Below are 22,458 nucleotides of genomic sequence, written 5' to 3' on the forward strand. Positions count from 1 at the left end.
GCGGCGCCGCGTCCGCCTCAGAGAAGCCGGGAGAGCTGGGCGGCGAGCTCCCGCCTGCCCGCGTCGGCCGCGGCGCGGCGCACGGTGTCCAAGTCGACCGTGCCGAGTTCGAGTTGGCGGGAGATCGCGTCGATCCTGCCGCGGATCACATCCGGGTCGAGGCGGGCGCGTGAGCCCGCATACGAGTTGATGCGCTCGACGAGGGCCAGCATGCGCATGCGCTTCTCCCTGCACCAGACTTGAAAGAATCCCGTGCCGAGTACGACGTATGAGCCGAGCTTGGCGAACGGCACGGAGCCGTCACCGCCGAAGCTACTGCCGGGCAGCGACACCCGCCAGGCTCCGTCTGCCGTTCTGGTAAGCCGGTGGTCCGCGAGGTTCCTCTTGCTGAGCCAGCGCCCGGCCTGGGCCGCGAAGTCCTCGCGGGCGGCGGCCACTTCCTCCGCCTCCAGCGCGCTGACCACGTCGGGCGCCGCTTCGCACGCCGCCGTGATCTCGGGGTCGGCCTCGTCGCCGGCGGGTGTGTAGGCGAAGTGCCGTACCCGGCCGCCACGCTCGACGGCACGCACCAGATAGGCGGGCAGAAAGACCAGTTCCGCGCTTTCCAGCGCTCGCGGGTTGTCGATCCTCCCCGGCAGATTGAAGCGGTCCCGTTCAGGGCTGTCGGCGAGTTCCACGAGTGCTTCACGGCGGAAGTCGCGGGTGGGACTCAGCATGTTCAGCCGCGGGCCGTCGCGCCGTTCCAGCGCTTCCTGAAGCGTCTCGCCGGACAGGAAGGCGACCTTGCGGGCGTCGTAGTAAGGGCGGGTCAGCGGACGCGAGCCGAAAGCGTCGAAGTACAGCCTCCGGCGGTCCTTACGGGTGACGACGTAGCGCACGTCGTCGCGAACGGAACGGTAGCCGAGTTCGGTCAGAAGCAGCCGCCCGCCCCCGTCCGTCACATGTCCGATCGCGGTGAGAAAACGCACGGCCTGACCGACCAGCGGCGGGTCGAGCGCGAAGAACGCGGCGAGTTCGTCGACGGTGCCGAGCCCGGCTTCGGCGATACCGCGCTCCAGGAACCGGTCGATCAGCTCGTACGGCTCTCCTTCGGTGACGTCGGCCTCGACCTCGACGCACCACACGGGCAGCAGCACCGAGTGGATCCGCGTGGGCACCGCTTCCATGGCGTGGACGGTGTGTTCCAGGGCGCGCTCCTCCGGGTACGGCATCAGCCGCTTCGCCGCCCGCGTCCTCGTCTGTGTTTTCGTGCTCACGCGTCGGCGCTCCCGTCGGTCAGGACGTCGAATATCTCCCGGTACTGACGAATGTCGCCGTGCTTCGCCAAGTGGTCCCGCAGGGCTTCCGCCAGCTCTCGGAAACCCCGGTCGCGTGCCGAGGTCAGGGTGTCCATGTCGCCCACCAGGACGAGTTGGTGCCTGGCCCGGGTGAATGCGACGTTCGCGCGGCGCAGTTCCTTGAGGAATCCGACATTGCCGTGCGGATTGCTGCGGGTGAACCCGTAGAGGATCACGTCCCGTTCGCCGCCCTGGAAGGAGTCGACGGTGCCGACGTTCAGCCCTACGGTTTTCGGTTCGCCCGTCAGCCGGACGAGTTCCGCGCTGATCTCCGCGGCCTGCGCACGGTAGGGAACGATCACCGCCCACTCCGCGCCGCTCCGGTGGTAGCGGAACGCGAGCCTGGTGAGAAGCGCGGCCTCCGCGGGATTGGTGTAGCCGCGCTGGCCCCATTTCTCGTCCGCGCGGCCGGACCTCTCCCACCCGGCACGCTCCGGCAGCCGGGCGGTGTCGACGAACGCCAACGGACTGCGGAACAGGGGGTCTTGATGCTCCCGTTCCACGTCCGTATGGAGATTCCCCTCGTAGAACATCGTGGACGCGAAGTCGGCGATCACCTTCGGCATGCGCCGCTGCACGGTCAGCGGCACGATGTGCGTGCCCGGCAGCGCGTTCACGAGCATCTCCAGCAGGCTCCTGGTCAGCAGCCCGATGACGGAAGGGTCGGCGACGCTCTTCCCCCAGGACTCCACCTCGGAGTCCAGGAACGGAGGCAGTTGCTGATGGTCGCCGACGAGGACGGCGCGGCGCGCCCGCACCAGCGGGACGAGAGCGTCGGCGACGCCGATCTGCCCGGCCTCGTCCACGATCGCCAAGTCGAAGTCCACGCCGGCCAGTTCGGGCCGTGATGCCGTTCCGATCGCGGTGGCCGCGATCACGTGCGCATAGCGGATCAGTTCCGGATAGAGCTGTTCGGCCTCCCCGGATACGTCCCTGTGCCAGTCGGTGAGCAGCCGCCCCCGCGCGGCGAGCAGAGGGAGCCGCTCCGCCATCCACGTACGCAGCCTGGCCAGTTCACCGTCGGCAGCGTCCGGGCCCGCCGAGTCTCCGACCGGTGGAGGCGCTTCATGCGCGGGTATCGCCGCCCGGCAGGCATGCGCGGCCGTAAGGGCGTCGGCGCGGCACTCGCCGCTGAGGCGCTCGGCCTGTTCCACAGCCCCGCGTGCTGCCCGTACGGCCGGAACGTCACGAGTGACGGTGTCCAACTCCTCCTCGGCCATGAGGAGTTCGCCCCTCACGCGGGACTCGGTCTCGCGCAGCGTCTCGACTTCGGCACGTGCGGCGGCCATGCGCCGGGCACACCACCGCACGACCAGGCCGAGCAGCACGCCGATTCCCCGCACGGCGGTGCGCTGCTCCGCTCCGTCGTGGATGCGGGTGAGACGTGCGATCCGCTTCCCGCGGCTGTCGAGGGCGCGATCGACGCGCTCACGCTCGGCGAGGAGTCCGTCCACGCGGACCTGCGCCGAACCGCCCGCGGACCGCCGGGCCTCGGCGTGCGCGGCACGCGCCCGCGACTCGTCGCCGAGCAGCGCGCCGAGCCTCTCCAGCCGGTCGTCCAGCTCCTGCGCCCAGCGGGCGGCGACATCGACGTGGGCGTAGGCGTTCCTCCTCGGTCCGGTGCTTCTGAGGATCTCCTCGCGCAGATCGGCGGCCTGCCGCTCCAGCAGGAACGGGCGTCCCTCCTCGGTGACCTTGCCGTCGTTGCCGACCCTCAGCACGCACAGCTCGCGCGGAAGGCGGGGCAGGACGTTGTCGACTGCGCGGTTGGTGTGCGAGGTGACCAGCACCGGGCCCTGCGCGCCGCGGGTGGCGACCACGCCCGCGATCTGGCTGATCGTGCGGGTCTTGCCGGTGCCCGGCGGGCCGAGCACCAGCAGCATGTCCTCCACCGCCAACGCCTTGCGGAACGCGTCGAGTTGGTCGTCGTCCAGCTCTACGGTCGGCTTTTCGGACGCCGGGCGGAGGGCGCGGACCCTGTGGTCGACGAGCGCGGGCAGCAGGGCGGGACTGTGGGACTGCTGCGACCGCAGCAGCGCTACCGCCTCGCGCTGCTTGGCGTACACGACGTCGCTGAAGGTGACCTCCAGCTCGCCCTGCTGGGAGATGTTCCGCCAGTCGACCGGCTCGTCGAAGCGGACCGTGGCAGAGGGGCCCGAGACCCGGGTGACCTGCCCCCGCTGCCCGGGCTCGCCCTTGATCTGCACGAACGAGCCCTCCTCGGGCCTGCGCCGCCCGGCCAGCTCGAACTCGTAGACGGCGCGCGTCCCGTACCGCTGCCCGCTGGTTGAGGCCACGGAGCGGTAAGGGAACGGCCGGGTCGACTTCGCCGCCTCGGACGTGATCCGCTGCGTCGCGTCGACGACCCCGTCCACGGTGTCGAGGAAGGCGGCCTGCGGGCCGGTGACCGGCGGCGTGCCGCGCTCCCGCGCCGATTCCGCGCCGAGCTGCTCCCACTCGTGCACCAGGAGCGGCCAGTACGACTGTGAGCCCGGCGGAATCTGCCGGTGCTCGTGGACCGGATGCCAGCCGGCGGGCCGCAGCAGCAGGCTTCCCTGGGCGATCCGGTGATGGTCGCGGATTCTCAGCGGATTGACGGACGCGATGGTGTAGGCGTCCTGACGGCGGGTGAGGAAGAGCCGCACCACATAGGTCCTGCCATGGAGGAGCAGGCTCCAGTCCCCGCCGTCGCGGGGCTCGTCGAACGTCGTCGGCACCCCGTCGGCTCGGCTGTTCAGATCGGCCGCCAGTTGCGGAACGCCCTGCGGCATCCCGGGATGGTCGCGTATCAGGCTCTGCATCCGGCTGTGCAGGGGCTTGCCGGGGACCAGAGTGACCGGACCGGGGAGACGGACGGTGCGTAACGGCATTCTCGCTCCTCAGAAGAGTTCCCCGCGTGCGTCGCGCAGCGCGGCACCGAGCGCACGGACATCCGGGCGCGCGGTGGGGTCCGGGGCCAGGGCGTCGCGGACCACGCGATCGACCGGCTCGGGTACGCCGGGCACAAGGGCGCGCATGGGCAACGGAACCCCTCGGCCAGGCGCGCTCCCAGCGCCATGCGGGGTCCCGGTCGTCAAGTGGTAGGTGACGGCGCCGAGTCGGTACACGTCGGTCCATGCGCCGGGACGGCGCGCATCGCGCCGCCGCTGTTCGGGAGCCTGATACGACCCGTGTCCCTCGCCGGGCTCCGGCTCACGGGCGGCCAGCCCGAGATCGCGCAGCGTCAGGCGGCCGTCGTCGAGAGCGACGATCGCGGCGGGGGAGAGTTCACGATGGGCGACACCTTCGTCGTGCAGGGCGGCAAGAGTGCGGCATAAGCCGATGAGGCCGGTGAGCAGCCGGTGCAGACGCCACTCGTCGAACTGCTCGCCCTCGCGGCCGAGTTGGGCGTGCAGGGTCTCGCAGGGCACCCGGGTCGCCCTGGACACCGGCCAGTCGAGCACGAGCGAGGCCTTGCGGCCGCCGGAGCGCCAGGCGCCGCTGTCGTTGCCGCTGCGGCCGTCGCCTTCGAGGCGTGGCAGACCGCCGGTCCGGGGCCGCAGCGCACTCAGCAGGTCGCGCTCCGCGGCCAGCGCCTTCGCCGCCTCCCGTGCACGAGGGGTGTCACGGCGCGCCTCGATCTGACGTATCCATACGTAACGTGAGGAGGACCCGGTGTCCGGTTCGATCTGAACGGCCCGCGCCTGCCGGTGGATCAGGGAGTGGTCGTCGGAGGGCCACTCCGCCAGGAGGCCGTCGTGCAGCAGATAGAGCCGGTCGCCGATCGTCACCTCGTCACCGCCGCGCCATGACCCGCCGGGCGCCCGCGAGTTCGTCGTGGACGCCGTGGACGCCGTGGACGCCGTGGACGTCGTGGACGCCGCGACGACGTGTACGGCGGGGGCGGCGCCGCGCGGCTCTCGGGGACGCTCACGCTCGTCGCCGTACGGAAGCCTCCGTATGAGCGCGAAGGCGAACGCGGCGGCATTACGGGCAGCTCGCTCCTGGGAGCCCGAGGCGTCGGCGTCGTGCTTGCGGCCGTCGGCCCTGTCGCTGATCCCACGGACGGTCAGGGCGGGCAACGAGTCGTTGAGATGGGCGGCTTGGGCCATCCCCGCGCTCTCCATCTCGATGGCGACGGCGTCCTGGTAGTGCTGCCGCAGCATCTCCCTCATCGGCGAGACCTGCCGACTCAGCGGCGAGTCGGGCGAGTTGAGGACCACCTCGCCCGCCGCGACGGGTTTGAGATGGACGCGGGGAGGCGCAACTTCGGGCGGCTGCGGCAGGCACGCGGTCCAGCCGGGGGACCGGCGGACATGCCGGGCGAGCTGTTGAAGGCCGTGAGGCGCGGGCCAACTCCTCGGCCGGGCAAGGAACTTGCCGTTCTCCTCCTTGCCTCCGTGAAGGGCGTGGACGCGCGTCGCCACGACCACGTCACCGAGCCGCGGCTCGTCGGACCTGAGCGCGCCCGCCACCCCGACGAAGAACACCGCTCGCGGTCGGAACATCGCGATGGCCCGCTCGGTGAGCACCGCCGCGCCCTGGTTGCCGTCCCCGATCTCCGCCAGGGCGACCTGCCACGGGGTGCCGTTGAGCCATCCTGTCTCGAAGAGCGTCCCCGCGTCGTGCGGCTGCTCCCTGAGCCCCGCCAAGTGGCCGCGCACCGCCTGGTATTCGACGTCGAGCGCGGTCAGTACGACGACCGTGCCGCCTTGTTCGGCCTCCACGAACGTCCCCGTCCCCGTCCGTTCCTCTGTGTCCGCTGCCTACGAGCGGAGCCCTGCCGCGCGGCACTGCGACCGCGAGTGCTCGCGAGGGCTCTTCGGAGCGTCCACCCGATGCGGACCCAGCTCAGGTGAGGGCCCAGGTGATGATGGCCCGTCAACTCCGCCCGAGCCACGGGACGTTACCACCCACCCGCCCAATCCGGCAGAACGCCGGGGAAGAAGGGACGAACGTCCACTACGGGGAGGATCACGGCGACGAGACCGGCGGCGATTCCCGGGGCGCCTTCCGTAAGTCGGCGTACACCGTGATCTGCACGGCCAGCACGGCGACGGCCGCCAACTCGGCCAAGGAGACCGCGATCAGGGCCATGCTCCTCGGCTCGGCCGCCCAGAACACGACGACGGCGGCGACCGGTGCGACGCAGAAGGTGAGCAGATCGACGCCGAGTTGCAGATACTTGCGCGGCGCCCGGCGGGCGTCGCCGCGATGAGCCACCTCCCAGCCGAAGGGCTGGAGCCGCTCGTCGCCTTCTCCTCGTTCGTCTGTCAACACAAGGAGCCTCGGGGCGAGTTCCTCGCGTATGTAGCGGCCGATGGCCGAGATCTTCTCGTCGTTGACCAGATAGGTCCACCCGAGCAGCACCGAGACCGGCGGCAGCAACAGCAGCAGCTCGGTCTGACCGTCCCGGCGCACTACGGCGGCGATGACCGCGCCCATCGAGGCGAGCGTCGCGTAGAGGAGATTGTCGCGGAAGCCGATCCGGGACCGCTGCTCGCTCTTGATCTGCTCGTACTCCGCCACGAGCAGCCCACCGATCGTGACGTCCTCACCTCTGGACACGCTCCCCCTTCGCGATGCCGACGCCCGCCTGACCGGGCTCCACGGATCAACAACGCGCTCTCACAGGCTGCGTCGCCGATACGTCGCCGATAATTGGGACACGCAGGTGTGTTCGGACGCAAGACCAACCTGAGGACGGCCCAGCGCAGGGGCCAGGGCGTGGGGGCCGGGAGCTCGGAGCCGGGGGCCTCGAAACCGGAGGCCTCGGCGCACGCCACGAGCGTCGGGCCCTCGCGCCCAGGACGCTCGATGTGCGGTCGCCGTACGGGTCTTGTCCTCAGCCGACCCTGATCGCCCTCGTGAGCATCGTCGCCGTCGGGGCGGTTTCCGCTTCACGCCGTGCGCTGCCCGCTTCTGCTCGTCGTGCACGCCCTTGCCCGTCAGATGCGTCGGGGGGCGCCGCCCGGAGAATGCCCGGCGCGGGTACGACCGTGCGGTCCGTCGCTCCGCCGGTCCGCCGAGCGGCGCCCGCTTCCGGCCCGTTCACCCGGTACCCGCGTTGACACGGCCCCGGGCTCCTGCTGGACTCCAGCGCGAGCCGTGCCCGACCCGACCCCGTGAGGCCCCCGCATGCCCGCGCCACCCCCCACCGCCGACACCGGCGGCGCCGATGCCGCTCCCGTCGCCGTGCTCGGCGAGTGCGTCGCCGACGCCTTCGTACGTCCACCGGCCACGGACGCGGGCACCCCGGCGATCGGCCTCGACGTACTGCCCGGCGGCGGCCCCGCCAACACCGCCGTCGCCCTCGCCCGGCTCGCCACCCCCACCCGGTTCCTCGGACGCATCTCCGGCGACGTCTTCGGCCGCCTCTTCCGCGACCACCTGGCCACCTCCGGCGTCGACTTGAGCCATACGGTCGCCGCGCACGAGCCCAGCACCCTCGCCGTCGCCGACCTCGACGACGACGGCCGTGCCGACTACTCCTTCCACGCGGAGAACACCGCCGACTTCCAGTGGACCGCGCAGGAACTCGCCACCGCCGCCGACGGCCCCCTGACGTGCCTTCACACCGGCTCACTCGCCCTCGTACGGCCGCCCGGCGGAGAGGAGATCGAGGCGCTGCTCTCCGACGTACGCAACCGTGCCACCGTCTCCATCGACCCCAACGTCCGCCCGCTGCTCGTCGATCCGGCCGCCTACCGCAGCGCCCTCCCACGCTGGTGCGCAGCCGCCGACATCCTCCGCCTCTCCGACGACGACCTCACCCACCTCGCCCCCGAGGGCACCACCCTCGAACAGGCCGCCGATACCTTCCACGCCGACGGCGCCCGCCTCGTCGTGATCACCCTCGGCGCGGACGGCGTCTTCGCCTCCCTCGACGGCGAACGCCTGCACGCCCCGGCAACCCCGGTGACGGTCGTCGACTCCGTCGGCGCGGGCGACTCCTTCATGGCGGGCTTCCTCCACTCCCTCCACGCCGCGGGAACCCTGGGCACCCGCCTCGACACCCTCCGCCCCGAACAGGTCGCCACCGCCCTCCACTTCGGCGCCCGCGTGGCTGCGGCGGTGTGCGGGGTGCGGGGGGCGAACCCGCCTTGGGCCGGGGAGTTGTGAGAGCCAGGGCAGCGGGCGGCTAGCGGAGCAGGCTCCGGCACGATCGCCCGGACAGGGCAAATCTCCGTCAGCAAAGCTGACGGAGCCTCATACAGGATCGACGCTAACTCAGGCTCTCGTTGGGGGTTGGTCGCCAGCCCGCGCGCAGTTCCTCCTCTGCCACGCGCACAACTCGCCTGATAGCTTCGGCATTTGCAAGATGTTTCTCCTTGAATTCTCTCTTGTTGCGCGCCCGTGAGATATTGGACCGAATCATTCCCGCTAGGGAGGCGGCTGCGAGTACAAGTAGCGGTATGGACACGGCGAACGTACTGAAGAACAGGGCCCCGAAGCCTCCGAAGACCATGGTCAGCGAGCCGAGGCATGACACGCCCCAGGCACCACCGACAGCAGAAGCCAACTGCTTGCTCGCCTCTTCTTCGATCCGGTAGCACTCCTCGGGATCCAGGACGTTCACGCCCGTTTCCTGCAGAACGCGCTTGGCTTCTGCTTGCGCTGCCGGATTCGCTCGCACGAGTTCGCGCTTGGGGCCGCCGATGATGTCCGCGGACGGAGCATCCATGCGGCGGACTTTCCAGTAGTAGCGGCCCGAGGTCTTGATCTTGTCGACGAGCTCGAACCCCCAGGAGTGAGCGACCTGTCGAGCTCGTTCATCGTCGAACGGGGCCTTGGAAGACTCGCGCATCCGAATCTCGTTCACGCCGATATGTGTGTCCCGGCTGGCGCTCTGCCGCCAGTTGTCATTCTGAGAACTGAGAAAATACAGGAAGCGCGATGTCGCGCCGTCCAGACTCCGATCATTCATCCGAACTCCTTTCGGGCCCAACGGTCAGTCGCGGCGGGCGTACTTCTGGATGTGTGAGATGCGGCAACATGCGGAGTAAACGAGATCCCGGCGAGGAACCCACCGAACATGGGGAGCAGGTCAGGCCAGTAGTCCAGATCGCTCGTGCCAATGGCTATCTGGAGGTAGGCCGATCCGTCGGGGAAAGGTAGGTACGCCTCAAGCTGGCGCTGCACCTCTGGTTCGACAGGGGCATCCGGTGACAACAGAGTTACCGGAGACGGGCCGATCACATCTCTCGTGATGAGGGCGGCCTTGCCCGCAGGAAGACTCACAACCCCGGCGTCCACACGGTCGCCCGGAAACCGCTCAGGGACTTGCTGCACAACTCGCTCCGCGAAACTGGCCCCTCCTGGCGGTGGACCGTCGACCATTAATGCGGTCACCATCCCGCTGCAAGCCGCCCCGTCCTCAAGCGAGTACATGAACGATGCGAGATAGACTGCGCCTTCCTCGATCAAGCTGTGCACGAGAAGCTCGGTACTGGCTACTAACTGCAGCTTCTCTTCTGGTGAAACCTGCGGATACAGAGCGTTGATCAGATCGGCAAATCGCTCCGCTCGCGCAGCAGGATCCTCATCCAGAGCCACAGGCGTAAACCCTTCGGGCGAGAAGAACCAGACCGGGACCAAAGTCCCTGATTTCTGCGCCATACTCACTGAGCGACCCCCAGTGCTACCGCTCCGAGCCCGAGGGCACTGGCGATACCGGCGGAGGTGCCATGCACCCCGTCGCCGATCCCACCGATCACGTTCGCGTACGCACCACCGCTGGTGTTGAGATCCCCTGCCTGTTTGGAGTCGGATAACAGAGAGGGAACCTGTGACGCAGTCAGTGCTCCGGTGGCCCCAGCAGTGGCGCCACGCTTGGCGGCCGTCTCAACCGACTCACTCCAAAGGTTCTTCTGCGCTACGTGCTTCACGGTGCGGTCGATGAGGTAAGGGGCTTCCCGGGCTCCATCTTCGATGGCCTGCTTTCCGACGAGCACCCCGTCCCTGAAGCCTTGCCAACCGCCCCGTACCCCCTGCTGGATACTGGACATCCTGCCCGCGCCTTCCGCCCCTGACAGCATGGCGCGGATTCCACCACTCTCGCGGGCAGCCGTTGCCAGTCCCGTGCCCACCAACTTGGCACCGGGAATGGCACCCAACAGATCACCGCCCAGGGTGATGTAGTTCCCCACGTTCTTCTGCGGGGGCCACAGCGCACCTTCTTTGGCGTACTGATACGAGTGCAGTCCCAGGGCGAGCAGACTCATCCCCACAGCAAAGGGCGCCAGCACCGGGCAGAAAATCGCTGCCACGCCAAGCACACCCGCCGCAACCCCGACCACGTCGCCCCCATGCTCCCCCCACCAGTCCTTGAAGTCGTTCCAGTCAGGGTCCGCCGTGCTGTCGGCCGCCTCGCGGATGGCGCGTTCCTTCGCGTGGGCCACGGACTTGTGGTCGTCTTCGAGGGCGTGAGCGCGCCTGATCAGATCGTCTAACTCGGACCGGGCCGAATTCAGCTTGGAGACGGCCTCGTCGAGCTTGTCGCCTGCCGCCTTGTAGCGCCGCTTGGCGCTCTCCAGCGCGTCGTGGTCCGAGAAGGTACGGCCGGCGAGGTCGAGGTCGGGATTGGAACGGGCGCCGCGGTGTTCGGACTCGGCTTTGTTCAAATGCGCCCGGGCGGCCTTGGCTTGGGCTTCGAGGCTGCGGGCTTTCGGCTGGTTCTCCAGCAGGGTCTGGTGCCATCCGTCCAGGGCCTTGCGGGCCTGGGCCGCGCCGTCTCGCGCGTCACGGAGATAGGTGGGGAGCTTGCCGACGTGCTTCTTGAAGGCCTCGGCCGCCTCGCCGGTCCAGGTGTCGTCCTTGCCGGACTTGATGCGGTCCAGGACCGCATACACCTCGTTCAGGTGCCGTACCAGCTTGGCCATGCTCGTGACGAGGTTGTCGACCACGTGGGCGGCACCGGGGGCCGGATTGAAGCCGAGGCCCGACCAGTCCTGAGAGTTCGCGGTCACTCCTTCCCACCGCCCACGTCGTTGAGAGCCTCGATGATCCCGGACTCGTTCTTGGCGTACTCCGAGCCGATCTTTCCCACCTTGCCCTTGACGTCGTCGACGATGTCGCGGATTCGGTTCAGGCCGTTGTCCCATTTGTCGCCGAAATGTTCGCAGGCGTCGTCGAGGAAGTCGTAGCCGAGGCCCTTGGGGCCGATCTCCTTGAGTGCGTTCAGACCGTGCTCGAGTTCCGTTGTGCAGTCGTCGAGATCCTTGGCTAACTTCCTCAGTGCCGCGAGTTCGACTGCGTAGCCCCCCGCCACGCGGTCCACCCCTCCCTGTGCTCGTCTGTCGCAGAGTTTCGCCAGCGTAGCAAGGAGTGAAGCCAAATATGACGGGGCGTCAACTACGTCAACTGCCTTCCGTACAGGCGGTTTTCGTGTCGGTCATACCGACGTCACCGAGTCCCGGAACTGCCCCGGAACGACCCCCGGGCAAGGATCTCACCCCACCCCCGGCCGTGCCCTGTCCGCGATCGCGCGGAGGTCCAGTGTGTGGGGGAGCGTGCCGAAGGCCGTGCCCCAGTCGCCGCCCAGGCGCGAGGCGCAGTACGCGTCGGCCACCGCCGCGGGCGCGTACCGCACCAGTAGCGATCCCTGGAGGACCTGTGCCATGCGTTCGACGAGGCGGCGGGCGCGGGCCTCGATGCCGTCGAGGTCGGAGAGTTCGTTCAGCAGATCCTTGACCGCGGCGTCCAGGCGGTGGTCGGTGCCGCGTGCCTGGCCGATCTCCTCCAGGAAGGCGTTGAGTGCCTCGGGTGAGCGCTGGAGTGCGCGCAGCAGGTCCAGGGCCTGTACGTTGCCCGAGCCCTCCCAGATGGAGTTGAGCGGTGACTCACGCAGCAGCCTGGGCATCCCGGACTCCTCGACGTAGCCGTTGCCGCCCAGGCACTCCAGTGCCTCGCCGACGACGGGCGTGCAGCGTTTGGTCACCCAGTACTTGGCGGCGGGCACGGCCAGCCGCAGCAGCGCGCGCTCCCGCTGTGCGTTCTCGCTGTCCCCCTGCGCCGCGTCGAACGCCGAGGCGAGCCGCATGGTGAGGGCCGTCGCCGCCTCCGACTCCAGCGCCAGGTCCGCCAGTACGTTCTGCATCAGCGGCTTGTCCGCGAGCAGCCCGCCGAACGCGCTGCGGTACGCGGTGTGATGGGCGGCCTGCGCGACGGCCTGCCGCATCAGCGCGGCCGAACCCGTGACGCAGTCCAGGCGCGTCGCGGCGACCATTTCGATGATCGTGGCGACGCCTCGGCCGACTTCGCCGACGCGGCGGGCCCACGTCGTACCGTCGAACTCGACCTCGCTGGATGCGTTCGAGCGGTTGCCGAGCTTGTCCTTGAGGCGCTGGATGCGGAAGGTGTTGCGGGAGCCGTCGGGCAGGACGCGAGGCACCAGGAAGCAGGTCAGTCCGCCGCCTTCGGGAGCCCCCTGGCCCTCCGGGCCTTCCGGACCCTCCTGGCCTTCGGGGCCGCCCACCTTCGCCAGCACCAGGAACACATCCGACATCGGCGCCGAGCAGAACCACTTGTGCCCGGTCAGGACGTATTCGCCGCTGCCCGCGCCCTCGCCGGTGAGCGGCACCGCGACCGTCGAGTTGGCCCGTACGTCGCTGCCGCCCTGCTTCTCGGTCATGCCCATACCGGCGATGGCGCCCGCCTTGGACCGTGCCGGACGGTCGAGGCCCGGCTCGTAGACGTGCGAGGAGAGCAGCGGCTCCCATTCGGCGGCGACTTCGGGCTCCCTGCGCAGCGCGGGCACCGCCGCGTGCGTCATGGACACCGGGCAGCCGTGGCCCGCCTCGACCTGCGACCAGACGTAGAAGCCGGCGGTGCGCCGGAGTTGCCCGTCGGGCCGTGACCAGGCGTCGGTCAGCCCGGCGCCGACGGCCCTGTCCATCAGGCGGTGCCAGGCGGGGTGGAACTCGACCTCGTCGACGCGGTTGCCGTAGCGGTCGTGCGTACGGAGCACGGGCGGCACCTCGTTGGCCTGCCTGCCCCACTCCTGGGCCTCCGCGGAACCGGCGCCCAGGCCCAGTTCGCTCAGCTCGGCGCGTACGGCTTCGGCGTGCTCGGGGGCGGCATGGCGGGCGACCGTCTCGGTGAGGGCCGGGTCCGCTTCGAAGATGTCGTAGTCGACAAGGGGCGGCGGCTGATTGGTCACGGTGTGAGTGGAGGCTGGCATGGCAGATACGTTAAGGAGGTGCAACCAGCCGACGAAACCCCACCGCGCCAGGGCGGACGCTTCCGCAGGGCGCGCGTCATCTACCAGAACGTCCCGAAGCGCAAGATGGCGTGGCTGTTGCTCAAGGACACCGTCGACTCGTGCATGGAGTACCGGGTGCTGGGGCTGGCCGCCGAGGCGGCCTTCTTCACCCTGATCTCGATTCCGCCGCTGCTGCTCGGGCTGATCGGGCTGCTGGGTTATCTGGACGCCTGGATCGGCACCGACACGATCGCCTCCATCAGGCAGAACTTCCTCAACGCCGCGACGGCGGTGCTCTCCGACCGCGGGGTGCGGCAGCTCGCTCGTCCCCTCATCGACGACGTCATCCGGGGCGGTCGGCCCGATGTGATCTCGCTGGGCTTCGCGCTGGCGCTGTGGTCGGGGTCGCGTGCAGTGAACGTCTTCATCGACACCATCACCGTGATGTACGGGCTGGACGGGCACCGCGGCATCGTCAAGACGCGGCTGCTGGCGTTCCTGCTGTACCTCGTGGCGCTGGTCGTCGGTGCCGTGGCGCTGCCGCTGATGGTGGCCGGTCCCGACGCGGTGCTGCGGCTGGTGCCGCAGGCGCAGTGGCTGGTGACCGTCTTCTACTGGCCTACGGTGCTGCTGCTGTCGGTGGCCTTCCTCACCACGCTCTACCACGTGTCGGTGCCGGTGCGTTCGCCGTGGCGTGAGGACATTCCGGGTGCGCTCGTGGCGCTGGTGATGTGGGTCGTGGGGAGCGTGCTGCTGCGGCTCTACATCACCAACACCGTTGAGGGGCCCACGATCTACGGTTCGCTGGCCGCTCCCGTCGCCGTGCTGCTGTGGATCGGCGTCTCCGCCTTCGCCGTCCTGGTCGGCGCGGCCGTCAACGCCGCCATCGACCATGTGTGGCCGTCCGTCGCGACTGCCGCCGCCCGCCGCATGAACGAACGCATGCGTGAGGAGGCGGCCGCCGAGGTCGTGGCGGCGGCAGCGGCGCGGCGTGCGATGCGCAGCGCGGAGAGCACGGGCGGGGAGGACCTGGAGGAGGACGCCCCGGCGGAGTTCCCCGAACGCTGGACGAAGTTCCTTCCGCACGCCGACATCCGCTCCCGGCTGCGGTCGCGGCGTAAGCGCTGACGCGCTGACGGGCGGGGCGCGCTGACGGGCGCGCGACGGGCAACCGTCGACTCACGCTGAGGGCGGGCCCTTGCCCTACGCGCGACCCGCGGCCTGGCCCCTCTGGCCCTGCTCGCTCTCCCATCCCGTGCGGCGGCCCGTACGCAGGCGGGACCGGCCGACCCCGCCCGCGGCGGGCCTACGTCGACGAGGACGAAGACGACGGGGTGGGAGTCTCCGAGGTCGGGGTGGTCTCCGGCGAAGGCGTCTGGGAGGAGCCGGGAGAGGGCTCCTCGGAGAAGGGGTCCGTACTCTCGCTCTCCGACGGCCGGTCCTCCGGCGTATCGCTCCGCGACGGAGTCGTCGACCGCTCGACGGACGCGGGGCCCGAATCGGCGTCCCCGGCGGAGGCCCCGACCGCGAGCGCTCCGAGAACGACCACCGTCGCCGCCCCGGCGACGAGCAGCGCCGACCTCCGGCGCCGGGACGGGACGACGGGCGCGAGGCCGCTGCCCCCTGGCACGTGCCCGCCCTCGTCATGGTGCTTCGAGAGGGCTTTCGGATGCCCCGGGGAGGGCGACGCCGTGCCTACGGCGGGAGTCGAGCCGGAGGATTCGGACCCGGTCTCCGAGGCCACGATGTCCGCCGGGGGGCCCAGCCGGTCCAGCACGGCGCGCACCGCGTCGGCGTGTGCGGCCTCGGCTTCCTCGACGCCGGCGGCTATGTGCTCGACGATCTCCTGTCTCAGCTCCGCGCGGCGTTCGTCCGTGAGGAACACGGAAGCGTTGTCGAAACGATGCAGATACTCCTCGACGAGCTGGTCTCCCGTGGATGTCACTGTTGCTTCCCCTCACTGCCGAGAAGAGTGTCGACGGTCGATTTGAAAGACCCCCATTCCTTGGCGAAGTCCTCCAGCGCCGTGCGGCCCGTGGCCGTCAGCGTGTAGTAGCGGCGTGGCGGCCCGGTCTCGGACTCCTGCCAGACGGTGCTCACCCACCCCTCCTTACGGAGCCGGGAGAGCAGCGGGTAGATCGTGCCCTCACTGGTCACGAGGCCGTGGGCGTCGCACAGTTCCCGTACCAGCTCGAAGGCGTACTTCTCGCCGTCGCGGAGCAGCGCCAGAACGCAGAACTGGAGGATTCCACGCCGGAGTTGGCTGACCCCGGAGTGCATTCCGCCGGCAAGTACCATGCGGCACAAGGTACCTGTCGAGAGACGGTACCCGCCACCCGCCCCTCGGTATTCGGCGCCGCCCGCCGCCTGCCACCGGAAAATCCGGTGGTGCGCGACTGCTCGCGCCTCTAGGGTGGGCGCGCCTGTCGCGGTGGCCCAACGGCCGCCACGTCGGGCGAGCAGGCACGAGGTACTCGGTTGTGCGAGTACGCAGTCGCGCAAGCACGCGTACAAGCAGGCACGAAGGCCGCGTGAACGAAGGCCGAGCGAAGAGCGGAGGTGTGACCGATGGCTGTCTCTGTGACCGGCGCTGCCCGAATCCGGAAGTACGTCCACTCCACCTCCGCGGTCCCCGGCTGACCTGATCCGCCGCCGCACGCTGCGAACTCGCAGCCAGGGGCCCGCCCTTGTGAAGGGTTCCCCTCATGAATCTCGTCTCTTCCCCTGCCTCGTCGCATCCGCTCGCCCGCTACGGCTGGGACACCCGCGTCGCCGACGCTTTCGCCCCCTACGAGGACGAGGGCCTGGTGCCGGCACGAGTCGTACGCGTCGACCGCGGCCGGTGCGACGCCGTGACCGCCGACGGCATCGTGCGCGCGAGCACCGCGCCGGTGGCCACCGACGATCCGACCCGCGCCGTGTGCACCGGCGACTGGGCGGCGCTCAGCGTCGGTTCGGAGCCGGACAGTACTGAGCCGGACAGTACTGAGCCGGACGGTGCCGGGCCGGGCATCTTCCGGCCCGGCGGGCCCGACGGGTCCGTAACCGGGAGCCCTGGTGGCCCTCGGCCCGCCGGAGCCGAACGGGCGCCGGAGGTACGGGCGTTGCTGCCGCGCCGTACGGCCTTCGTACGGTCCACGGCCTCCAACCGCTCGGAGGGCCAGGTCCTCGCCGCCAACGTCGACGTCGCCCTCATCGCCGTCTCGCTCGCCGCCGAGCTGGAACTGCCGCGCGTGGAGCGGTTCGTGGCCCTCGCCTGGACGAGCGGTGCGCGCCCGCTGATCGTTCTCACCAAGTCCGATCTCGTGGCCGATCCCGCGACCGTGGCCCAACTCGCCGCCGACGCCGCGGAGTCGGCGCCGGGCGTGGACGTACTGACCGTCAGCGCGGCCCGGGGCGAAGGGCTCGAAGCGCTGGGCGCCGTCCTCGCGGGCGGCACCTGCGTACTGCTGGGCCAGTCCGGCGCAGGCAAGTCCACGCTGGCCAACGCCCTGCTGGGCGAGGACGTGCAGGACGTACGCACCGTCCGCGACAGCGACGGCAAGGGGCGCCACACCACGACCACCCGGGATCTGCTCCCGCTGCCGGAGGCCGCGGGCGGCGGTGTGCTCATCGACACCCCGGGACTTCGCGGGGTCGGCCTCTGGGACGCGGAGGCAGGCGTCGGCAGTACGTTCTCCGAGATCGAGGCGCTGGCCGAGGAGTGCCGCTTCCACGACTGCCGCCATGAGAGCGAGCCCGACTGCGCGGTGCTGGCCGCGGTCGACGACGGCTCGCTTCCGCAGCGGCGGCTGGAGAGCTACCGCAAGCTGCTGCGGGAGAACGCGCGCATCGCCGCCCGTACGGACGCCCGGCTACGGGCCGAGCAGAAGCGCCGTTTCAAGGAGATGTCCGCCGTGGGACGCCACAACGCGGAACGCAAGCGTGGTCCGCGGCGCAAGCCGTGAACGCCGAGTGAGCCGTGAGCGTTCCCTGTTCGGGCGGTGACTCGGCAGCGCACGGCCGGGGGAGGGGCGGTTGCTACCGTCCCTCCCGTGGCCGGGGGCCGTTCGCTGCCGGTCTGTTCGCTGCCGGTCCGTTCGCTGTCTCCATGAGCGCTCCGCCCCTGGCAGCCGTCGTCGAAGGGCATCGCAGTTGACCCCGTTCGGACCCCGCGAGTTCCAGCTCGTACTGCTGCGCAGAATGGCCGACTTCCAGCAGGACCTCGTACACGAGGCGCTCGCCCGGCTGGACTCGGGGCGCGCGGAGATGAGGGAGGCCAACCGTCGCTGGCAGGCCATGCTGCACGCACAGCGGGGGCGGCGCAGCGCCGTCGGCCGCTACAGGTCCGTGCTGGGCCCGCCGGAGAAGACCGCGCGGCGCCCCATCGGGGACCTCGACTGCGAGGTGCTGACGTGGCCGGTGCCGCTCTGGCCCGATCTGCGTTTCGAGGTGCTGAACGTCCCGGGCGGCGGCGTCGTCACCGAATGGCTGGTGCGTGCGCCGGGGGCGACGGGTCCGGTGCTGCGTACGGTCGAGGATCTGCGCCCATGGTCCTGCACGGTCGACGAAGTCGCCCGTGCCTTCAACCCCGCGCAGCCGCTTGAGGGTTCGGCGCCGACGCGCTGGCGGCTGGGCTTCACGGCGCGGGACGCGGCAGGGGATTCGTACGACGTGATCGCGGAGTTCTCATGGGGGCTGCTTCAGCGGCTGCCGAGGCTGGAACGCCGCGACCGGCGGGCGGCGGCCGATGATCCGGCGGAGGCGGGCGACTGAGGCCGCGAAGCAGGACCCTCCCGGCAGCCCGGCAGCCCGGCAGCCCTGCTGGACCTGGACTCCATGAGATGTATGCGTTTCGCATAGACTCGCTCCATGGAGTCGACTCTCGAAACAGCCATAGACGAGTGGCACGCGAGCGTGAACGACGGCGACCCGCAAAGGTCGGCCAGGGCGGTCGGTGATCCGGTCGTCGTCCTGGGGCCGAAGGGCGCGGGCCCGATCACCCCCGAACAGTTCGCTGACTGGGTGGAGCGCTCGGGCATCAAGCTCGTTCCCCGCTCGTGGCATCCGGTCAGCGATCGCCTCATGGCCGTGGAGGAGGACGCCACGTGGCCCGACAGCGAAGGGCCGACCCGTGTGGCGACGGTCTTCCGGGTGACGGGCGGCAAGATCACCGCCGCTCTCCGGCTGCCCGATCTGAAGTCGGCGCTCGAACTGGCCTGTCTCTGCCGCGAGATGGCGGCCACCGAATGAGCAGCAAGAGCACTCATGGGCCGGGTCGGGTTCTGTTCGCCTTCGTACGGCACTGGTCGCGCAGATCTCCGGCGGGCGACGACGCGGTGGCCGAGCAAGGCAGGCACGTACTGGTCGCAGAGGCCGTCGGCGCCTTGACGGGGCGGGGGATCGCGGCCTCGGTCAACGCCGTCGCCCACGAGATCGGCATCGACCAGAGCGGAGCCTCGCGACTGATCAAGAGCGCGACCGAGGCGGGCTACCTGTCCATGGAGCCCTCGCAGGCGGACGGCCGCCGCCGCGAGGCTTCGCTCACCTCCGCGGGCCGGTCCATGCTGAAGCAGGCCCGCCACTGGCAGGAGCAGGTCTTCGACCAGTTGGCAGCCGGGTGGAGCGAACAGCGGCGCCGTGACTTCCAGCACGCCATGGAGGACCTGATCGACCGGTCCTACGAGTTGGACACCTCGACCACGCCTGCGCGCCGCTGAGTTGCGGGAGCGACGGTTCGTGGAGCGGCGCGGGACATGCCGTGCGGGACACGCCCCGGAGCCGGGCGGGAGCGGTCGTAAAAAGCCGGTGCCGTGCCGAGCGCGCTCCCGTACGCTGAACGCATGACCTGGCGACATTGAGTCTCACCGACAGCCCCCGACAGCGCCGCGGTGGAGGAAGCGCCCGCCACCGCGGTGGCCCGGCTTGCCCGCCGGCTCTACGCCTATGCGTTCCTCGAAGACCTGATCCTGCTCTACCCGGTCTACGCCCTGCTCTTCGCCGAGCACGGCCTGTCCGCGGCCGAGATCTCCTCGCTCTTCATCATCTGGTCGTGCGTGACGTTCGTCGTGGAGATTCCGTCCGGACTGTGGGCGGATCTCTTCTCCCGGCGCCGTCTGCTGACCCTCGCCCCGCTGGTCACGGGCGCCGGTTACGCGATGTGGACGTGGCTGCCGTCGTATCCGGCGTTCGCGGCGGGCTTCGTGCTGTGGGGCGCGGGCAGTTCACTGCGTTCCGGCACCCTCCAGGCCCTTGTCTACGAGGAGCTGGAACGACAGGAGGCGGCAGGCTCCTACGCCCGCTTCATGGGCCGTTCGCAGGCGATGGGCACGACGGCGATGATGGCGGCGACCGCGCTCGCCGGACCCGTGATGCACCTGGGCGGCTATGCGGCGGTCGGGGCGGCGAGCGTCGCGGTGTGTCTGCTCGGGGCGCTCGTGGGGCGGGGGTTCCCCGAGTCGCGTGCGAAGTCCGGGAGTTCGGAGCGCGGGAGTTCGGAGGCCGTGAGTTCGGAGCGGGGGAGTGCCGAACCCGGGCGTACGGAGCCGGGGAGTGCGGTGCCCAAGGGCTCGGAAGCCGGGACGCCTCAGCGGGGTCTCGTGCCCGGCCCGGCCCTTGCTCCGGCTCCGGCTCCGGGCACCGATCCGGCCCCGACTCCGGGCACCGATCCGGTCGCTGAGCCACGCGCCGAGCCGTCCCCGTCCGACCATGAACCCGACGCGGACGACCCCGGCTTTCTCCAGGTGCTGCGCACCGGGCTCGGCGAGCTGCGTGCCTCACGCCCCGCACGTGACGCCGTTCTGCTGACCTCCGCGGTGACGGGCGCGCTGATGATCGACGAGTATGTGCCGCTGCTGATCCGTTCCATGGACGTAAGCGCCTCGGCCGTACCGCTGCTGATGCTGCTCGTCACGGTCGGTGTGGCCGCGCGGCGGCTGGTGCGCGGGGCGCGGCGCCCGGTGGCTCGCGCCCGCGCTGGGCGTGGCGGCGCTCGCGCTCGCGGCAGGCGCGCTGAGCGGCCCCATGGGTGTGGCGCTGCTGGCGCTCGCGTTCGGCATCTTCCAGTGGGCGATGGTCACTTGCGACGCGATGCTTCAGGACCGGGTCACCGACCGTGCCCGCGCCACGGTCAGTTCGGTCGCCGGATTCGGGGCAGAGGTGATCTCGGTGCTGGTGTGTGCGGCATACGGCCTGGGCTCCGAGCTGTGGACGCACAGCACGCTCTTCGTCCTCGCGGCCGTCCCTTACGCGCTGATCGCGCTCGTGCTGCTGTGGGCCGGGCGCGGACGGCGGGGGAAGGACGCCGGGTGAGGACCGCGGCCCGGAGCCGGAGCATCGTGTCCGATTTCCGCGAGTGGAGGGCCCGGCGCAGGCGCACACTTGGAGCGTGATGACTGATGAGAGCAGGTACGAGGCGGTACGCAGCCGGGACGCGCGCTTCGACGGCGTGTTCTTCCTCGGGGTCCGTACGACGGGCATCTACTGCCGTCCGAGCTGCCCCGCGGTCACGCCGAAGCGTGAGAACACGCGCTTCTACCCGACGGCGGCGGCCGCACAGCGCGCGGGTTTCCGCGCGTGCCGCCGCTGCCGCCCGGACGCGGTGCCGGGATCGCCGGAGTGGAGCGTACGGGCCGATCTCGTAGGGCGTGCGATGCGCATGATCGGCGACGGCGTGGTGGACCGCGAGGGCGTCGCGGGCCTGGCGGACCGCCTCGGCTACAGCGCGCGGCAGGTGCAGCGCCAGCTCGTCGCAGAACTCGGCGCGGGCCCAGTGGCCCTCGCCCGTGCGCAGCGCGCGCACACGGCACGGGTGCTGCTCCAGACGACGCCGCTGCCCGTCACGGAGATCGCCTTCGCAGCGGGGTTCGCGAGCGTACGGCAGTTCAACGACACGATCCGAGAGATCTACGCACGCACACCCAGCGCACTGCGGGGCGCAGCGGCGCGTGGCGGTCACGACCCGCGGGCCGCCGCTGCCGCACGCGTACGGCACGGCTCGGGCACGGGACCAGGGCCGGGCGCGGGTGCGGGTGCGGGGCACGAGCCGGGTCTGGACGGCCGGGGCCTCACGCTGCGCCTCGCCCACCGAACCCCCTACGCCCACGGGCAGATCTTCGGCTTCCTCGGGCAGCGCGCGGTGCCCGGCATCGAGGAGACGACGGGCGAACCCGGCGACCGCACCTACCGGCGCACGCTGCGACTGCCGTATGGATCGGGGATCGCGGAGGTCGACGAGGCCTCTCGCGGGCCCTGGCTCGACTGCCGTCTGCACCTCACCGATCTGCGCGATCTGACGACGGCCGTGCAGCGTGTCCGGCGGCTGTTCGACCTGGACGCCGATCCGCAGGCCGTCGCGGAACGCCTCGGCGGCGACGGTGCGTTGGGCCCTCTCGTGGAGGCCACGCCGGGCCTGCGTTCGCCGGGCGCGGCCGATCCGCACGAACTCGCCGTACGGGCCGTTCTGGGCCAGCAGATCACCGTCGCCGCCGCACGCACCCTCGCGGGGCGGCTCGTCGCCGCGTACGGAAAGCCACTCGCCTCGCCGGACGGCGGCCTCACCCACCTCTTCCCGGACGCGGACACGCTGGCATCCGCGCCGCTCGGCGAACTCGGCATGCCGGAACGGCGGCGGGCCACGCTCCGCGGCATCGCGGAGGCGGCCGCGGACGGCACCGTCGCCCTGGACCCGGGCGCCGACCGCGACGAGGCGGAGCGTTCGCTGCTGGCGCTGCGCGGCGTCGGTCCGTGGACGGCGGGCTATGTGCGGATGCGGGCGCTCGGCGATCCGGACGTCTTCCTCGACGGGGACGTGGGCGTACGGCATGGACTGGCCCGCGTCGGAGCCGGTACGGGAGACGCGGGGCCCGGGGGCGCTGCCGGAGCCGCCTGGCGGCCGTGGCGTTCCTACGCGCTGCACCACCTGTGGCACCTCGCGTCGGCGTGAACGTGGCCGGGCGGGTC

General features: G+C 70.6%; 19 protein-coding genes. 8 read left to right on the plus strand and 11 right to left on the minus strand.

Annotation, left to right across the window (positions count from 1 at the left end; all coding sequences use genetic code 11):
• Positions 1-17: 17 nt before the first annotated feature.
• From MMA15_RS23460 to MMA15_RS23475, 4 genes are all read right to left on the minus strand, one after another.
• Complete coding sequence (locus MMA15_RS23460; RefSeq protein WP_241062068.1) at positions 18-1,256, minus strand: hypothetical protein; 1,239 nt, start codon at positions 1,254-1,256, stop codon at positions 18-20.
• Positions 1,253-4,207, minus strand: a complete 2,955-nt coding sequence (locus tag MMA15_RS23465) for a DEAD/DEAH box helicase (RefSeq protein ID WP_241062069.1) — start codon at positions 4,205-4,207, stop codon at positions 1,253-1,255. Before MMA15_RS23465 ends, MMA15_RS23460 begins: the two co-directional genes overlap by 4 nt.
• A 9-nt stretch (positions 4,208-4,216) precedes the next feature.
• Entirely contained in the window at positions 4,217-6,043 is a 1,827-nt protein-coding gene (locus MMA15_RS23470; protein WP_241062070.1) for a phosphorylase family protein, read from the minus strand.
• 247 nt (positions 6,044-6,290) lie between these two features.
• Positions 6,291-6,884 carry a hypothetical protein gene (locus MMA15_RS23475; protein WP_241062071.1) on the minus strand — a complete coding sequence of 198 codons (594 nt, stop codon included), beginning with the start codon at positions 6,882-6,884 and terminating at the stop codon, positions 6,291-6,293.
• Positions 6,885-7,454: 570 nt separating this feature from the next.
• Here MMA15_RS23475 and MMA15_RS23480 point away from each other — a divergent pair.
• Entirely contained in the window at positions 7,455-8,438 is a 984-nt protein-coding gene (locus tag MMA15_RS23480; protein WP_241062072.1) for a carbohydrate kinase family protein, read from the plus strand.
• Positions 8,439-8,541: 103 nt separating this feature from the next.
• On the opposite strand, the gene MMA15_RS23485 is transcribed toward MMA15_RS23480, so the two are convergent.
• The 5 genes from MMA15_RS23485 to MMA15_RS23505 form a co-directional block, all read right to left on the minus strand.
• Positions 8,542-9,243: a hypothetical protein gene (locus MMA15_RS23485; RefSeq protein WP_241062073.1), complete on the minus strand. Its 702-nt coding sequence runs from the start codon at positions 9,241-9,243 to the stop codon at positions 8,542-8,544.
• Positions 9,240-9,935, minus strand: coding sequence for a hypothetical protein (locus tag MMA15_RS23490; protein WP_241062074.1), 696 nt, complete (start codon positions 9,933-9,935; stop codon positions 9,240-9,242). The genes MMA15_RS23485 and MMA15_RS23490 overlap by 4 nt, the downstream gene beginning before the upstream one ends.
• 2 nt (positions 9,936-9,937) lie before the next feature.
• Positions 9,938-11,284, minus strand: coding sequence for a putative T7SS-secreted protein (locus MMA15_RS23495; protein WP_241062075.1), 1,347 nt, complete (start codon positions 11,282-11,284; stop codon positions 9,938-9,940).
• Positions 11,281-11,595, minus strand: a complete 315-nt coding sequence (locus MMA15_RS23500; protein ID WP_241062076.1) for a hypothetical protein — start codon at positions 11,593-11,595, stop codon at positions 11,281-11,283. The genes MMA15_RS23495 and MMA15_RS23500 overlap by 4 nt, the downstream gene beginning before the upstream one ends.
• 171 nt (positions 11,596-11,766) lie before the next feature.
• Positions 11,767-13,497, minus strand: a complete 1,731-nt coding sequence (locus tag MMA15_RS23505; RefSeq protein ID WP_241062077.1) for an acyl-CoA dehydrogenase family protein — start codon at positions 13,495-13,497, stop codon at positions 11,767-11,769.
• Between the two features lie 18 nt (positions 13,498-13,515).
• Between MMA15_RS23505 and MMA15_RS23510 the strand changes: the two genes are divergently transcribed.
• Positions 13,516-14,646: a YihY/virulence factor BrkB family protein gene (locus tag MMA15_RS23510; RefSeq protein WP_241062078.1), complete on the plus strand. Its 1,131-nt coding sequence runs from the start codon at positions 13,516-13,518 to the stop codon at positions 14,644-14,646.
• A 178-nt stretch (positions 14,647-14,824) separates the two neighbouring features.
• On the opposite strand, the gene MMA15_RS23515 is transcribed toward MMA15_RS23510, so the two are convergent.
• Entirely contained in the window at positions 14,825-15,463 is a 639-nt protein-coding gene (locus MMA15_RS23515; protein ID WP_241062079.1) for an HAAS signaling domain-containing protein, read from the minus strand.
• Positions 15,460-15,816, minus strand: coding sequence for a PadR family transcriptional regulator (locus tag MMA15_RS23520; protein WP_241062080.1), 357 nt, complete (start codon positions 15,814-15,816; stop codon positions 15,460-15,462). The genes MMA15_RS23515 and MMA15_RS23520 overlap by 4 nt, the downstream gene beginning before the upstream one ends.
• Before the next feature lie 407 nt (positions 15,817-16,223).
• On the opposite strand from MMA15_RS23520, the gene rsgA reads away from it, so the two are divergent.
• The 6 genes from rsgA to MMA15_RS23550 all read left to right on the plus strand — a co-directional run bounded on the left by rsgA (position 16,224) and on the right by MMA15_RS23550 (position 22,441).
• Positions 16,224-17,465: a ribosome small subunit-dependent GTPase A gene (gene rsgA / locus MMA15_RS23525; RefSeq protein WP_241062081.1), complete on the plus strand. Its 1,242-nt coding sequence runs from the start codon at positions 16,224-16,226 to the stop codon at positions 17,463-17,465.
• A gap of 235 nt (positions 17,466-17,700) precedes the next feature.
• Positions 17,701-18,273 (plus strand): hypothetical protein, encoded by a 573-nt coding sequence (locus tag MMA15_RS23530; protein WP_241063414.1) that lies wholly within the window; start codon positions 17,701-17,703, stop codon positions 18,271-18,273.
• 96 nt (positions 18,274-18,369) lie between these two features.
• On the plus strand, positions 18,370-18,750 hold the full coding sequence (locus MMA15_RS23535) for a hypothetical protein (RefSeq protein ID WP_241062082.1): 381 nt from the start codon (positions 18,370-18,372) through the stop codon (positions 18,748-18,750).
• Positions 18,747-19,217, plus strand: a complete 471-nt coding sequence (locus MMA15_RS23540) for a MarR family winged helix-turn-helix transcriptional regulator (RefSeq protein WP_241062083.1) — start codon at positions 18,747-18,749, stop codon at positions 19,215-19,217. The genes MMA15_RS23535 and MMA15_RS23540 overlap by 4 nt, the downstream gene beginning before the upstream one ends.
• A gap of 171 nt (positions 19,218-19,388) precedes the next feature.
• Positions 19,389-20,888: an MFS transporter gene (locus tag MMA15_RS23545; protein WP_241062084.1), complete on the plus strand. Its 1,500-nt coding sequence runs from the start codon at positions 19,389-19,391 to the stop codon at positions 20,886-20,888.
• Positions 20,888-22,441: an AlkA N-terminal domain-containing protein gene (locus MMA15_RS23550; protein ID WP_241062085.1), complete on the plus strand. Its 1,554-nt coding sequence runs from the start codon at positions 20,888-20,890 to the stop codon at positions 22,439-22,441. The genes MMA15_RS23545 and MMA15_RS23550 overlap by 1 nt, the downstream gene beginning before the upstream one ends.
• The last annotated feature ends 17 nt before the right edge of the window (positions 22,442-22,458 follow it).

Source organism: Streptomyces marispadix (genome assembly GCF_022524345.1).
GTDB lineage: Bacteria > Actinomycetota > Actinomycetes > Streptomycetales > Streptomycetaceae > Streptomyces > Streptomyces marispadix.